The organism is Actinomycetospora succinea, from assembly GCF_004363095.1.
In the GTDB taxonomy this organism is placed as follows: Bacteria; Actinomycetota; Actinomycetes; order Mycobacteriales; family Pseudonocardiaceae; genus Actinomycetospora; species Actinomycetospora succinea.
Genome location: NZ_SNYO01000002.1, coordinates 37,684 through 51,333 on the forward strand (window position 1 = coordinate 37,684; position 13,650 = coordinate 51,333).

Here is a 13,650-nt window from a genome sequence, read left to right on the forward strand (position 1 = left end):
ACCGCCCCGGGACGCTCCTCGTCCCGGGGCGGTCGTGTGTCAGGGCAGAGCCCGCCAGGCCCGCGGCGGCACCCCGTACCGGCGGCGGAAAGCCCGCGCGAACGTCGTGACGTCGGCGAACCCGCTTCGCGCCGCGACCGCGGCCACCGTCGGCGACGGGGTGCGCTCGAGCAGCCGCGCGGCCCGGCGCAGGCGCTCGTCGCGCAGCCAGGTCGCGGGCGGCGCCTCGCCCGCGTCGGCGAAGACCCGCCCGACGTAGCGCGCCGAGACACCGAAGCGGCGCGCGACGGCGTCGACCGAGAGCGCCGGGTCGCCGAGGTGGTCGAGCAGGAACCGCTGCATCGCGGTCGCGAGCGCGGCGGACCCCGTCGGGCGGGCCTCGTCGTCGCCGGCGACCGAGCGCAGCAGGGCGTCGACGAGGTCGATCACCGTCGACGACATGCGCGCGCCGGCGACCGGGTCGAGGTCGGGGGCCGTGGTCTCGAGGCTGTCGGCGGTGGCCGTGAGCACGCGCAGCAGCGGGTGCGCCGCCGGGACGGGGCGGGCGAGCGCCGCGGTCACCAGCGGGTCGCGCAGGCCGGCCGCGTCGACGGGGATCTGCAGGGTCAGGCACGAGCCGGCGTCGTCGACGTCCAGCGTCATCGCCTCGCGGCTGCGGTAGAGCACCGCCTCGCCGGCGGTGACCGCCGCCGCCCGGCCCGCGAGCGTGGCGCGGAACGTGCCGGCGCGCTGCAGGGAGACGAACAGGGTGTCCGGGATGTCGTCGCTCGCCGCCGCCCGCGTCGTGCGGACCATGCGGCACGACGACGCGGCGATCCGGGCGAGGGTCACCCGGTGGTCGAGCGCGTGGGACACGACCTCGCCGTGGAAGGCGCGCGGCTCGGACCCGGGCGGGCGGACCTGCAGCGGCACGAAGCAGTCGTCGGCGACGGCGCTCCACGCCTCGACCGAGTCCGCCACCGCGGAGTACATGCCGCGATGCTAGGTCCGGCGCCGGTTCCGGCACCGCCGCACGCCGGTTCCCGCAACGCCGTGACCGGGCACGACGGGCCCCCTACCGTCGGGCAGATGAGCGGAGCGGTGCTCGATCGCGAGCAACTGGGGCATCTGCGGCACTGGGACAACCTGTCGCGGCAGTGGCCGAACGACTGGTCGCTCATGCAGGGCAAGGGCACCAGCCAGGACGACTTCGGCGGCTACCGCTTCCAGCTCGCCTACATGGTCTACGGGCTCGCGCTGACCCACCGCCACCGCCTCCCCGCCGCCCCGGGCCTGTTCCGCCCGACCATGCAGCGGCTGATCGAGAAGCTGCTGCTGCCCGAGGTCTGGTTGTACTGGCGTGACGTGAGCCGCGGCGGCGCGGTGTTCAACGCGCACCTCGTCGACCAGCTGCACGAGGAGTGGGACCCGGTCGTCCGCGACAACATCATGTACTCGGCGTACGTGCAGTCGTGCGCGCTCCTGCACGACCACCTCTTCGCCGAGGACCGCTACGCCGCACCCGGCGCGCTGACGTTCCGGCACTGGTCGTTCTTCTGGGGCGGCGGGGAGAAGCGGTTCTCCTACGACCGCGACTCGCTGACCGAGCACCTGTACTGGCAGATGGTCGAGAACGGGTATCTCGGCGTCGCGTGCGAGCCGAACTGCGTGTTCCAGATCTGCAACCAGCCCGCGATCCTCGGGTTCCGGCTGCACGACCTGATCCACGGCGGCTCGCGCGCCGACGAGGTGATCGCGGGCTACGAGAAGGCGTGGGCGGACTTCGGCCGGCTCGACGAGAACGGCCACTACGCGATGATGGTGCTCGAGGACAGCCGCGCGGTGCGCCCCAACGAGGCGCCGTCGCCGTGGGTGGACGCGTGGTGCGGCGCGCTGATGACCATGTGGAACCGCGACTTCGTGCACCGGCACTACCCGTGCCAGGTCGCCGCCTTCCTCGTCCCGGGTGACGTTTCCGGTGATGACGGCACGCTCTCGGTGCGCTCGGCGCCCACGCGCGAGGTGATGGGTCAGACGCTCGTCACCGACACCTGCGACACCGGCTGGGTGTCCGCCTGGGCGTCCGAGATGGGCGACCGCGACACCCTCGACCGGCTCCTCGCCCACGTCGACCGGCGGATGAACCCGACCTGGCGCGACGGCGGCCTGTACTACCCGCGCAACGACACCCCGACCGACGCCCACGGCCGGCGCACCGACATCGAGCCGATGACGGGCAACGTGCTGCTCGGGTACGCCCGGCTCAACGTCCCCGACGGCCTGTGGGGCCTCTACCAGCGGCCCTGGGGTCCGGAGCACCACACGGAGCCCGCCCTGGTCGAGGTCGACCGCGACGTGGAGGTGAGCCGCGCCGAGGTCGTCGACGGCGTCCTGCACGCCCGTCTGCGCCGCGAGACCGCGGTGCCCGGGGAGGGCCGCGTCGTCCTCGGCCGCCTTCCCGAGGGGGCGCGGGTGCGCCTCGACGGGGTGGAGGTGGCCGCGCCCGGGGGCGTCGTGGACGTCCCGGGCGGGCCCGCCGTCGACCTCGTGGCGGCCCCGTGAGCGCGCCCCCGATCCGCGCCACCTACGCGCTGGTCGACCACCACGGGAGCGCCGTCACCGAGGCCACCTACCGCGGGTCCTGGCAGCTCGTGCAGTTCGGCTTCACCCACTGCCGGGTGGTGTGCCCGCGGGCGCTGGCGAAGCTCGACGAGGCGCTCGACCTGCTCGGCGACGGCTCGCCGGTCGTGGCCCTCTACGTCACCGTCGACCCGGAGCGCGACACCCCCGAGGTGATGCGCGCGTTCCTCGCCGCCGACCACCCGCGCTTCACCGGCCTGACGGGGTCGGCGGCGCAGACGCGGGACGCCGCGGCGGCGTTCCGCGTGTTCGCGCGACGCGGTGCCGACCCCGACGAGATCCGCCACACCGCGATCACCTACCTGCTCGACCCCGACGGCCGCCCGGCCCACCACTGGCCCGACACCGCCGACGCCGCGACGATCGCGGCCGACCTGGCGGGCTACGTGCTCGCCTGACCCGCCCAGCGCGACGCGAGGATCGCGGCCTGGGTGCGCGATCGGAGGTCGAGCTTCGCCAGGACCCGCGACACGTGGGTCTTCACGGTGGCCTCGGAGAGGTGCAGGCGCCGGCCGATCTCCTGGTTGGACAGGCCCTCGCCGAGCTCGGCGAACACCTCCCGCTCGCGCTCGGTGAGGTCGTCGACGCCCGGCGGCGCCTCCCCCGCCGGCTCCGCCGACACGGCCGCCGCGATCACCCGCGGGGTGACGCCGGGCTCGAGCACCCCCTCCCCCGCGGCGACCCGCCGCGCGCCGTCGACGAGGCGCGCCGCGTCGACCGACTTGAGCAGGAAGCCCGCCGCGCCCGCCCGGAGCGCCGCGAACACGTACTCGTCGTGGTCGAACGTCGTCAGGACGAGCACCGCGCACACGCCGTCGGCCACGAGCTCGCGCGTCGCGGTGATGCCGTCGGTGGTCGGCATGCGCACGTCCATGAGCACGACGTCCGGGCGCAGGTCGCGGGCCCGGCGCACCGCGGCGTCGCCGTCGCCCGCCTCGCCGACCACCTCCACGCCCTCGGCCGCGGAGAGGATCATGACCAGGCCGGTGCGGACGGCCTCGTGGTCGTCGGCCACGAGCACGCGGACGGTCACGTGCGCACCACCGACGGCACCGGCAGCCGCGCCGTCACCCGCCACCGGTCGCCGTCCGGGCCCGCGCTCGCCGAGCCCCCGACCGCCTGCGCGCGCACCCGCATCCCCTCCAGCCCGCTCCCGGTGCCCCGGCGCTCCGGCGCCCCGGCCGGCCGGGTGTTGGTCACCTCCAGCACCAGCTCGGCGTCCTCGCGGGCGAGCCGCACCGTGACGTCCGCGCCGGGCGCGTGACGCCCGACGTTGGTGAGCGCCTCCTGGGCGATGCGGTACACGGTCAGCTCTGTCGGAGCCGGTGCGTCCCCGAGGTCGTCGAGGTCTGCTGTGACCGCGAGCCCGCCCACCCGCGCCGACTCCACGAGCCGGGGCAGGTCCGCCAGGCGCGCCGGGGCCTCGCGGGCCTCGCCGTCGGGGTCGGTGTCGTCGCGCAGCACCTCGATCAGCGACCGCATCTCCTCCAGCGCGCGCACGCTGTTCTCGCGCACCGAGGTCAGCACGCGGTCGCGCAGCTCGCCGCCGGCCGGGGTCGCCGGGTCCGCACCGAGCGCGGCCTGCGACTGCAGGGCGATCGCGGAGAGGTGCCCGGCGACGGAGTCGTGCAGGTCGCGGGCGACGCGGGCGCGTTCGGCGGCCACCGCGCGGCGCCGGTCGAGCTCGGCGATCCGGGCGGCCTGCGCGGCCTCCCGGCGCGCGGCGGCGGCCTCCTCGGTGGGCCGGCGGACCTCGCGGCCCCAGGACACGGGCAGCAGGAGCACCGCGCTCGCGGTCAGGGCCGTCGTCACGGTGGCGCGGGCGTCGCCGGTCGTGAGCAGCACGAGGACGACCAGCCCGGCGAAGACCGCGAACGCCGCGGCGCGGACCCGCTCGCTCGCGCCGGCGGAGCCGTGCAGGGCGACGCAGTAGAGCAGGTCGGCGAGGACCAGCGCCGTCGCGAGCGAGGGCCCGAGCGCGACGTCGACCGCCACGAACGGCAGGGCCAGGGCGAGCGCGAGGACGGGGCGGCGCGTGCGCAGCACGACCGTCGCCGCGGCCGCCAGCCCGAGCCCGAGGCGCAGGACCGGCGGGGAGCCCGCGGCGAGGGTGACGAAGCCCAGCGGCCACACGAGCGTCGTGAGCACCGCGAACGTCGCGTAGAGCGCCGCGATCCCGCCGTCCCACCACCAGGGCCGGGGCGTCTGGTCTCGGATCGCGGACAGCACGTCGCCATCCCACCACGGCGGGCGAGGTGCCCGGATCCGTCGAGGGTCGCGCCCCGGGCCCGTGGCGTGCGACGAAAGGATGACCCCGCGGGCGGCGGCGGACCGACGCGAGCCCGGGGTCGTGCCGCGCAGGGTCGACACCATGACTCCAGCCGTGTACGCCTCGCCGGCCCTCATCGCGCTCGTCGCCGGCGAGATCCTCTTCTGGGTGTTCCTCGCGAGCGGGCTCGCCGCCCGCTACCTGCTGCGCCGGCCCCGGCTCGGCGCCGTGCTGCTCGCGTCGACGGTGCTCGTCGACCTCGGCATCCTCACCACAGCGGTGATCGACATCCGGTCCGGATCCGCCGCGACGATGGCCCACGGCCTCGCCGCGATCTACATCGGGGTGTCGGTGGCGTTCGGCCCGGTCATCGTGCGGTGGGCCGACGTGCGCGCCGCGCACCGCTGGGCCGGCGGACCCGCGCCGACCCCGGTGCCGAAACAGGGTCCCGAGCGGGCCCGCCACGAGTGGGACCGCTTCGGCCGCTGGGTCGCCGCGGCGCTGATCTGCGCCGCCACGCTCGGCCTGGTGCACCTGCTCGCCGGCCCCGGCGCCGACCTCACCGCGCTGGACCCGTGGTTCGGGCGGCTCGGGCTCGTCACGCTGATCTGGTTCGTGACGGGCCCGGCCCGCTTCATGGGCTCGGCGCGGGCGGCGTGAGCTCGTGGCGCTCGCCGAGCCAGGTCGCGATGCGCTCCGCGGCGAGCTCGTTGCCCGTGGGCTCGCCCGGGGCGATCGCGCCGCCGAAGTGGGTGCCGCGCACGGCGACGTGGGTGCGGTCCGTGGCGCCGAGCGCGGCGACCATCGTGCGGGTGTCCGACGGGAACGCCGCCTGGTCGCCGGTGAGCTCGACGAACAGCGTCGGCACGGTGACCCCCGGCGCGCAGCGGGCGAAGTCGGCGCGCGTGGAGAGCCCGGACCACGTCGAGAGCCACGCCTCCGGGGTGGTGAGCCGGCCGAACCCGACCTGGCCGTAGTTGATGAGGTCGGGCCGCGCCCCGAACAGCGAGCCGTAGGGGCGCTCGCTGGGGTCGAGCGACAGGTCGACCGTGCGCGGGTCGGCGTCGGTGCGGAACACCGTGATCACGTGCGGGGCGAGCGCGCGGCGGCGGTCGGCGGGGTCGCCGGAGCGCTGGTGGGCGGCGCGGGCCTCGGCGGCCCGGGCGACGTGCTCGCGGGCGACCGCGTCGATGCGCGCGACCCGCTCGCGCTGGGCCGCGCGGTAGCGCTCGAGGAACGCCGGCGCGTACGACGAGCTCGCCGGCGGCTCGGCGAACCCGTTCTCCGCGCGGAAGGGGTCGAGCTCCGGGACCACCGACAGCGGATCGGCCTCGTCGGCCACCGAGGGGTCGATGCAGCCGAGCAGCAGGCGGCCCTGGCCGGGGTGCGGAGCCAGGAAGACCACGCCGTCGGACAGCGGCATGGCCGCGTCGGCCAGCTTCGTCGGGCGCCCGGCGGGCGTGGTCGCGAGGCGGTCGGCGGGCGCCAGCCCGGCCTGCTCGAGGTAGAAGGCGTAGAGCGTGCCGCCGCCGGAGTGCCCGAGCGGGACGACCGCGTCGAACCCCCGCTCGCGCAGGAACACCATGCCCGCGGCGACGTCGAGCAGCGCCTGCTCGTGGACGAGCGTGAGGTCGTTGTTGACCGAGCGGGTGTGCTGGGTCCACACCGCCGCCCCGGCGCGCAGCAGGTGCGGGACCAGCGCGTGGTGGGTGACGTCCTGGCGCGGGTGCATGAGGCACACGACCGTGCGGGCGCCGGGCACGGTCGCGAGCACCCCGCGCACCGTGGCGCCGTCGGCCGTCGTCAGCTCGTGGACGCTCGTGACGGTGGCGGCGGGGCGCTCGTCGACGGCGACGTAGCGCCCGGCGCCCAGCCCGGCGGCAGGAGCACTCATGCCGGCTCGACCCGCAGCGCGTTCTTGTCGTGCTGCGTGATGTGTCCGCCGGCGACGCCAGCGACGCACGAGTACCAGACCGCGTGGCGGCAGCCTGTCGCGCGCCGGTCGACGACGATCGGGCCGTCCGCGGTGATCTCGAAGTACGGCCCGATCTTGTTGACGGTGACGGTCTCGTCCTCGCCCGCCACCTTCGCCACCGAGGTGTTCTCCGGGACGTCGAGGACGTAGAGCGCGGTCATACCTGCGCCTCGTCCCAGGCCGCGGCGCGCTCCACGATCAGCTCGGCCTTGCGGGCGAGCAGCTTGCCGAACGTCGGCTCCGGGGCACCCACGACGTCGAGCAGCGCGTCGATCGTCAGGTTGGCGTCGAGGTCCTCCTGCGGCGTCACCGGCCGCATCGCGCGGGTGAACTCGACCATGTAGCCGTTCGGGTCGTGGGTGTAGATCGACTCGATGGTCTCGTGCTGGATCTGCATCTCGACCGGCCACTGCGAGTCGTCCAGCCGGCGCCGGTACTCGAGCAGGTCGTCCTGGTCGTCGACGTGGATCGCCAGGTGGCGCGACCGGACGAAGAACTCGGGGACCTCGGGGCCGAAGCCCGCGTAGACGTCGCCGCGCCCGTGGCTGTGCTGGGGCTCGAGCCCGAAGTAGTAGAAGAACGCGATCCGGTCGTCGTTGCCGATGTCGAAGAAGAAGTGGATGAAGTCCGGGTGGTCCTCCGGGCCCCAGCCGGCCGCGCAGATCGAGTGCACGACCGGGAAGCCGAGGACGTCGCGGTAGAAGCGCACCGTCCCCGCGGGGTCGAACGTCGGGAACGCCGCGTGGTCGACACCGCGGACCTTGTGCTCGAGCTCAGCCATGTCTCGTACCTCCTGACGACCAGGCTACGAGCTCTCTACGTCAGCGTCAATCTTTCGACGTCTCCGTCGTCAGCACGCTCTCGAGGTAGTCGAGGTCCTGGCGCAGCAGCCGCAGCGCGGCCGCCGGGTCGTCGGGGCGCGGGCTCTCCGGGAGCCTGTCCGGCGCCTGTGCGACCAGCGAGACGGCCATGTCGGCCATCTGGTCGGCCACCTCGTCCGGCGACTGCGCCCCACCGGGCCGGAACCACCACGCCACCCAGTTGCACATCCCGATGACCGCGAGCGCCGTGGTCCGCACCGGGCGCGGGCGGAACTCGCCGCTGCGCACGCCCTGGTCGACGACGCGGGAGAACCCGTCGAGCACCCGGCGCTTCGCCGCCTCGTGGGCGACGGCGAGGTCGTCGGGCAGCTCGGACTCCGAGCGGATCACCAGCTGGAAGCGCGCAGCGTGCCGGGCCTGCTGTCCGGCGACGAGCAGGACGAGGTCGCGCAGCTTCGACGTGGCGTCGGCGTCGGAGTCCGCGATCGCCTCGGTCGCGGCGGCGGGCCCCTCGGTGATCTCGGTGACCAGGCGCGCGAGCAGCTGGTCCTTGTTCTTGACGTAGTAGTAGAGCGCCGGCCGGGTCATGCCCATCGCGTCCGCGATGTCCTGCAGGCTCGTGCCCGCGAACCCGCGCTCGGCGAACAGGCGGGTGGCCTGCTCGTAGATCTGGGCCTCGACCAGCTCCCGGCGGGGCTTGCGGGCCGGGAGCTCGTCGGGTTGTGCCGCGCTCATGACCGGCGACGATACGGGCGCAGCACGGGTCCGCGTCTCACGCGGACGTCCGCGCCGCGCCCGCGGTGGTCACCAGACCACGTCCACGCGCTGCGGCCCGCAGAACATCGGGCTCGCGACGTCGTCGTACGTCGCGCCGGGAGCGAGCGCGAGCGTCGGGAGCCGGTCGAGCAGGGTCTCGAGCACCGTCGAGATCTCGATGCGCGAGAGCTCCGCGCCCAGGCAGAGATGCACGCCGTGGCCGAACGAGAAGTGCCGGCGGGCCGTCGGGCGGTCGAGGACGAACGCGTCGGCGTCGTCGCCGAACACGGCGGTGTCCAGGTTCGCCGACTCCAGGCCGATGATCAGGCGCTCGTCGGCGGCGAGCGCCTCCCCCTCGAGCGCGGTGTCCGTCGTGACCGTGCGCAGCACCCACCGGATCGCCGAGCCGTACCGCAGGCCCTCCTCGCGCACCTGGTCGACCAGCGAGCTCGCTCCGGCGGGTCGAGCTCCGCTGCGCTCCGTCTCCCGATCCGCGAGCACCCGCTCCCACCGGGACCGGTCGACCAGGAGCTGGTACACCATCGAGCCGATCGTGTACGCGGTGCTCTCCAGCCCCGCGACGAAGAGCTGCCAGGAGTGGAACGCCACCTCCTGGTCGGTCAGCTCGCGGCCGTCGACCCGGCCCAGCGCGAGGCGCGTGACGAGGTCGTCGGGCGGGTTCTCCTGGGTGCGCCGCGACCGGGCGGCGGCGGTGAAGTACTCCTCCAGCCGGCGCCACTCGTCGGTGCCGACGAAGCTCGCCGGCAGGATCGCGGTGATCGCCAGCGAGAGCCGGGCGAGCTCGTCGGAGTCCTCGGCCGGGACGCCGACCAGCCGCGCGATGACCCGCGCGGTCAGCGGCAGCGCCACCTGGCCCACGAGGTCGGCGGGACCGCCGGCCGGCAGGGCGTCGATGAGCTCCTCGGCGTACTCGCGGACCCACGGCGCGGCGTCGGTGATGGCCCTGCGCGCGAACCCGGGCCGCAGCAGCGAGCGCAGGGCGGTGTGGTCGGGCGGGTCGCTCTGGGTGATCAGTGCGGGCGGCGGCTCGGCACCCTCGTCGCCCTCGAGCACGAAGTTGCCCTCGTTCGAGAAGGTCCCGTGGTCGAGCAGCGCCGTGCGGACGACCTCGTGGCGCCCGGCGAACCCGAGGCCGGGGGCGACGCGGTGCACGGGGCAGCCGGCGCGGACCTCGGCGAGCTCGGCGCGCACCTCGTCGATCGGGCCGGGGGCGAGCGGGTTGAACGCAGCGGCGTCGGACTCGGTGGTGGTCACGAGGACTCCTCAGCGGTGGAGAGCAGCGGTGGAGCCGGCGCGCAGGAGGGACCCGGCGTCGGGGAGGTCGGGGGCGAGGCCGAGGCCCCGCAGCAGGCAGAACGCGCCCGCCGTGGCGGCGGACAGGACGGGCAGGCCGAGCTCCTGCTCGGCGCGCTCGACCAGCGGCAGCGACGGCATCTGCACGCAGGCGGAGATCACGAGGGCGTCGACGCCGGTGAGGTCGAGCCCGCGCGCCGCGTCCATCACCCGCTCGCCGGGGATGGCGCCCACCTCGGCGTTGTCGGCGACCTCGAGGGCGACCCAGTCGGCGACCTCGAGCTCCTCCGCCTCGAGGTAGGCGACGACCCGCTCGGCCAGCGGGCGCACGTACGGCGTCACCAGCGCGATCCGGCGGGCACCGAGCGCGCCCAGCGCGTCCACCAGCGCGCCGGCGCTGGAGACCAGGTCGGCGTCGGCGGACCGCTCGTGCAGCTGCGCGGCGACCTCCGACTCGACGCGCCGGTGCTCCCCCGGGCCCTGCGCCATGACGGCGACCAGGCACGCGTAGAGCAGCGCGTCGACGCCGGCGTCGGCGAGCTCGTCGACGCACCGCCCCCGCTGGTCGTTCATCGCCGCGAGCTCCTCGGGCGAGACCGTGTGCATGCGCATCCGGCTGCCGTGGAACGAGAACGTCGCGTCGCGGTGGCGCGCGAGCAGGGCGGGGATCTCGGTCTCGACGGTGACGTTGGAGCTCGGGACGATCAGCCCGACACGGTGATGGCTCAACGTCCGCTCCTCAGCTTCTCCGTGATCTCCGCAGTCATCGCCTTCTTGTCGAGCTTCCCGACCTTCGTGCGCGGCAGGGCCTCGACCAGCTCCACGCGCTCCGGCCACTTGAACTTGGCGACGTCGAGGGCGCCCAGGTGCGCGCGCAGGTCCTCGAGCGTCACGGGGGTGCCGTCGGTCGCGAGGTAGGCGCAGCCCCGCTCCCCCAGCCGCGGGTCGGGCATCGCGACCAGCGCCGCCTCCACCACGTGGGGGTGCGCGAGCAGGAGGAGCTCGACCTCCTCGGCGTTGATCTTCTCGCCGCCGCGGTTGATGAGGTCCTTGATCCGCCCCTCGATCGAGATCGCCCGGTGCCCGTCGAGGACGCGGACGGCGGCGAGGTCGCCGGTGCGGTAGGCGCCGTCGGCCGTGAACGCCTCCGGACGGTCGACACCGAAGTACCCGCGCAACGTGTAGGGGCCGCGGCAGCAGAGCTCGCCGACGTCGCCGTCGGCGACCTCCTCCTCACTGCCCGGCACGAGCACGCGCACCTCGTCGCGCGGGGAGATCGGCACCCCGACGGTGGTGCGGCGCAGCTCGGCGGACGTGCCCCGCGGGGTCACGAGGAACATCCCCTCGGCCATCCCGAAGAGCTGCCCGACCCACGCCCCGCCCCGCCCCGTCGCCGCGAACAGCTCCTCCGAGACCTTCGCCCCGGAGAGCAGGACGACGCGGAGTGTCGTCGCGAGCTCGTCGTAGAGCGGGTGCTCGGGCGCCCGGTAGTGGACATGGCCGAACAGCACCGAGGTGGTGCGCTCGGCGACGAGCAGCGGCATGGCGGTGTCGAGGTCGTGGTCGGTGAGCACGAGGCACGCGCCGACGGCGTGCGAGGCGTGCACCCCGCACACCACGCCGGCGTTGTGGATCACCGGGATGAGGTGCCCGACGCGGTCGTCGGCGCTCCAGCCGAGGACGTCGGCGTAGGCGCGGGCGTTGTACCAGTACTCGGCGTGCCGCCGCGGGATCAGCTTCGGGACCCCGGTCGTGCCGCCCGAGAGCTGGAAGACGGCGACGTCGTCGGGATCGATGCCGCGCTGGATCTCCTCGACCCGCTTGCGCGCCTCGTCGGGGTCGAGCTCGGCAGCGGGCAGGTCGTCGAGGACCAGGACGTGGCGCAGCGTCGGGTGGCCCGCCGCCTGCTCGTGGGCGAAGGCGACGAGGTCGATGCCCCGCGTCCCGGCTTCCACCAGGTGCGCGCGGGCGCCGACCGCCCGGCTGATGTGCGCGATCTCGTGTCCCCGGTGCGCGGCGAGCGTCGCCACGGGCACGAGACCCGCCTTGAGCAGCGCGTACCAGGCGACGACGGTCTCGAGCCGGTTGGTGACCTGCACGATCACCGGGTCGCCGGGCGCCAGCCCGAGGTCCGCGAGCCCGACGGCGATGCGGTCGGTCTCGGCGTCGAGCGCGGCGTAGGTCCGACGGCCCTGCGCGGCGACGACGGCGTCACGGTCCGGGTGGGCGAGCGCGACGGCGTGGAGCTCGTCGGCGATCGTCCGCGTGCCCCAGACGTCGGCGTACTCGGCCCGGGTCATCGCAGCGCCACCAGGTGCGTGCGATCGGCGGCGAGGCCGTCGGCGAGCTCGACGCGCAGGTCGTGCGGGCCCGCGACGACGACGAGGGCCGGGGTGCGGCGTCGCAGCCGCTCGGCGACCTCGAGTCGGGTGAGCACGCTGGACCGGTCGTCGCCGCCGGTCAGCCACACCATGTCGATCACCGCGGAGCCCCGGGTGACGGCCTCCTCGACGGCCTCCTCCCGCCCCGACGGGCGGTCGTCGGTGCCGACGTCGAGCACCGTCACATCGAACCCTTTTGCCGCGAGTGCCGCGGGGTCGTCGGGGACGACGCGGGCGTCGAAGCCGCGGGTGCCGAGGTGCTCGTCCGCCGTCTCGGGCTCCTGGCCCGGGGTCGACGGGCGCAGCGCCCGCGCGAGCGCCCACTCCATCAGCGACCCCCCGGCCGCCGAGGTGACAGCAGGCGGCTCCTCGCCCGCCCACTGCTGCAGCGCGGCGTTGACGACGTCGGGCGTGCCGGCGGCGAAGCGGTCGAGCGACACGTTCCCGGCGCGGGTCATGTAGGCCACGAGGAGCTGCTCGACGGGGAGGTCCAGGCGCTCCGGGAACGTCTCCCACCAGCGGCGGGACCGCTCCGCGATGTCCTGGATGCGGGTGACCGCGGGACGGCGCGCCTCCTCGTAGGCGGTCAGCGCGGTCTCGAGGTCGTCCGCCTCCTGCAGCGAGGAGACCAGCGCGATCGCGTCCTCCATCGCGAGCTTCGTCCCCGAGCCCACCGAGTAGTGCGCGGTGTGGGCGGCGTCCCCGAGCAGCACCGTCCGCCCGTCGTGCCAGCGCTCGCACCGCACCGTGCGGAACTGCAGCCAGCGCGTGCGGTTCCCGATCAGCCGGTGGCCGTCGAGGTGCTTCGCGAAGACGTCGGAGAGGTACTCGAGCGCCACGGTGTCGGACTCGTCGAAGCCCAGACCCTCCGACGTCGCGTCGAACCCCGCCGCCCGCCACGTCGCCTCGTCGGTCTCGACGAGGAACGTGCTGCGGTCGGGCGCGTAGGGGTAGGCGTGCGTGACGAACACGCCGTGCTCGGTGTGCTCGGGCGCGAACAGCGCGTGCGGCAGCGCGACGTCGACGCCGGCCCACAGGTACCAGCCGGACCCGACTTCGACGTCCTCGCCGAACGCCCCCGCGGCGCGGGTCGCGCTCCCGACCCCGTCGGCCGCGATCACCAGGTCCGCGTCCAGCTCGTCGGCGGAGCGCCGCGTGCCGAACTCGAGCTTCACCCCGGCGTCCTCGGCGTGGCGCTGCAGCACCCGCAGCAGCTCCGCCCGCCCGACCGCGACGAGGCTGGAGACGCTCATCCCCGCCTCGCGGCCGCCGACGCGCATCCGCATGTCGTGCGACCACGCGTTCGCGAGGATGTCGTCGAGCGAGGCGGGGTCGGCCTCGGCGAGCCGGCGCTGGGTCCGCGCGGCGAGCCCGACCCCGAACCCGAACGTCTGGTCCGGCACGCCCTGCTCGTGCACGACGACGTCGCACCCGGGCCGGGCGAGCTTGAGCAGCCGCGCGGCGTACAGGCCCCCCGGCCCGCCGCCGAGCACGGCCACACGACGGAGCTGCACG

At 74.9% G+C, this 13,650-nt stretch carries 14 protein-coding genes; 3 read left to right on the forward strand and 11 right to left on the reverse strand.

From position 1 onward, the window contains the following. Positions 1 to 39 precede the first annotated feature (39 nt). The gene (locus tag EV188_RS06525) at positions 40 to 972 is read right to left on the reverse strand and encodes an AraC family transcriptional regulator (RefSeq protein WP_133825471.1); all 933 of its coding nucleotides are present in this window, start codon (positions 970 to 972) and stop codon (positions 40 to 42) included. A 96-nt stretch (positions 973 to 1,068) separates the two neighbouring features. On the opposite strand from EV188_RS06525, the gene EV188_RS06530 reads away from it, so the two are divergent. After that, positions 1,069 to 2,541: a linalool dehydratase/isomerase domain-containing protein gene (locus tag EV188_RS06530; protein ID WP_133825472.1), complete on the forward strand. Its 1,473-nt coding sequence runs from the start codon at positions 1,069 to 1,071 to the stop codon at positions 2,539 to 2,541. Beyond that, entirely contained in the window at positions 2,538 to 3,017 is a 480-nt protein-coding gene (locus EV188_RS06535) for an SCO family protein (RefSeq protein ID WP_133825473.1), read from the forward strand. The genes EV188_RS06530 and EV188_RS06535 overlap by 4 nt, the downstream gene beginning before the upstream one ends. Here the strand turns inward: EV188_RS06535 and EV188_RS06540 are convergent. Beyond that, a complete protein-coding gene (locus tag EV188_RS06540) occupies positions 3,002 to 3,652 on the reverse strand; it encodes a response regulator (protein WP_133825474.1) in 651 nt (216 codons plus the stop codon). The genes EV188_RS06535 and EV188_RS06540 overlap by 16 nt on opposite strands. After that, the gene (locus tag EV188_RS06545; RefSeq protein WP_133825475.1) at positions 3,649 to 4,848 is read right to left on the reverse strand and encodes a sensor histidine kinase; all 1,200 of its coding nucleotides are present in this window, start codon (positions 4,846 to 4,848) and stop codon (positions 3,649 to 3,651) included. The genes EV188_RS06540 and EV188_RS06545 overlap by 4 nt, the downstream gene beginning before the upstream one ends. Before the next feature lie 142 nt (positions 4,849 to 4,990). On the opposite strand from EV188_RS06545, the gene EV188_RS06550 reads away from it, so the two are divergent. Further along, positions 4,991 to 5,548, forward strand: coding sequence for a hypothetical protein (locus tag EV188_RS06550; protein WP_133825476.1), 558 nt, complete (start codon positions 4,991 to 4,993; stop codon positions 5,546 to 5,548). On the opposite strand, the gene EV188_RS06555 is transcribed toward EV188_RS06550, so the two are convergent. The 8 genes from EV188_RS06555 to EV188_RS06590 all read right to left on the reverse strand — a co-directional run bounded on the left by EV188_RS06555 (position 5,523) and on the right by EV188_RS06590 (position 13,649). Next, complete coding sequence (locus tag EV188_RS06555) at positions 5,523 to 6,782, reverse strand: alpha/beta fold hydrolase (protein ID WP_133825477.1); 1,260 nt, start codon at positions 6,780 to 6,782, stop codon at positions 5,523 to 5,525. The two genes, EV188_RS06550 and EV188_RS06555, sit on opposite strands and share 26 nt — an antisense overlap. Then, positions 6,779 to 7,024: a hypothetical protein gene (locus EV188_RS06560; protein WP_133825478.1), complete on the reverse strand. Its 246-nt coding sequence runs from the start codon at positions 7,022 to 7,024 to the stop codon at positions 6,779 to 6,781. Before EV188_RS06560 ends, EV188_RS06555 begins: the two co-directional genes overlap by 4 nt. Next, the gene (locus EV188_RS06565) at positions 7,021 to 7,644 is read right to left on the reverse strand and encodes a VOC family protein (RefSeq protein ID WP_133825479.1); all 624 of its coding nucleotides are present in this window, start codon (positions 7,642 to 7,644) and stop codon (positions 7,021 to 7,023) included. Before EV188_RS06565 ends, EV188_RS06560 begins: the two co-directional genes overlap by 4 nt. A 46-nt stretch (positions 7,645 to 7,690) precedes the next feature. Then, entirely contained in the window at positions 7,691 to 8,419 is a 729-nt protein-coding gene (locus EV188_RS06570) for a TetR/AcrR family transcriptional regulator (RefSeq protein ID WP_133825480.1), read from the reverse strand. Positions 8,420 to 8,488: 69 nt separating this feature from the next. Next, positions 8,489 to 9,715: a cytochrome P450 gene (locus tag EV188_RS06575; RefSeq protein ID WP_133825481.1), complete on the reverse strand. Its 1,227-nt coding sequence runs from the start codon at positions 9,713 to 9,715 to the stop codon at positions 8,489 to 8,491. A 9-nt stretch (positions 9,716 to 9,724) separates the two neighbouring features. Continuing rightward, positions 9,725 to 10,483 (reverse strand): maleate cis-trans isomerase family protein, encoded by a 759-nt coding sequence (locus EV188_RS06580; protein WP_133825482.1) that lies wholly within the window; start codon positions 10,481 to 10,483, stop codon positions 9,725 to 9,727. Then, the gene (locus EV188_RS06585) at positions 10,480 to 12,054 is read right to left on the reverse strand and encodes a (2,3-dihydroxybenzoyl)adenylate synthase (RefSeq protein ID WP_133825483.1); all 1,575 of its coding nucleotides are present in this window, start codon (positions 12,052 to 12,054) and stop codon (positions 10,480 to 10,482) included. The genes EV188_RS06580 and EV188_RS06585 overlap by 4 nt, the downstream gene beginning before the upstream one ends. After that, a complete protein-coding gene (locus EV188_RS06590) occupies positions 12,051 to 13,649 on the reverse strand; it encodes an FAD-dependent monooxygenase (protein WP_133825484.1) in 1,599 nt (532 codons plus the stop codon). The genes EV188_RS06585 and EV188_RS06590 overlap by 4 nt, the downstream gene beginning before the upstream one ends. Position 13,650: the final 1 nt, after the last annotated feature.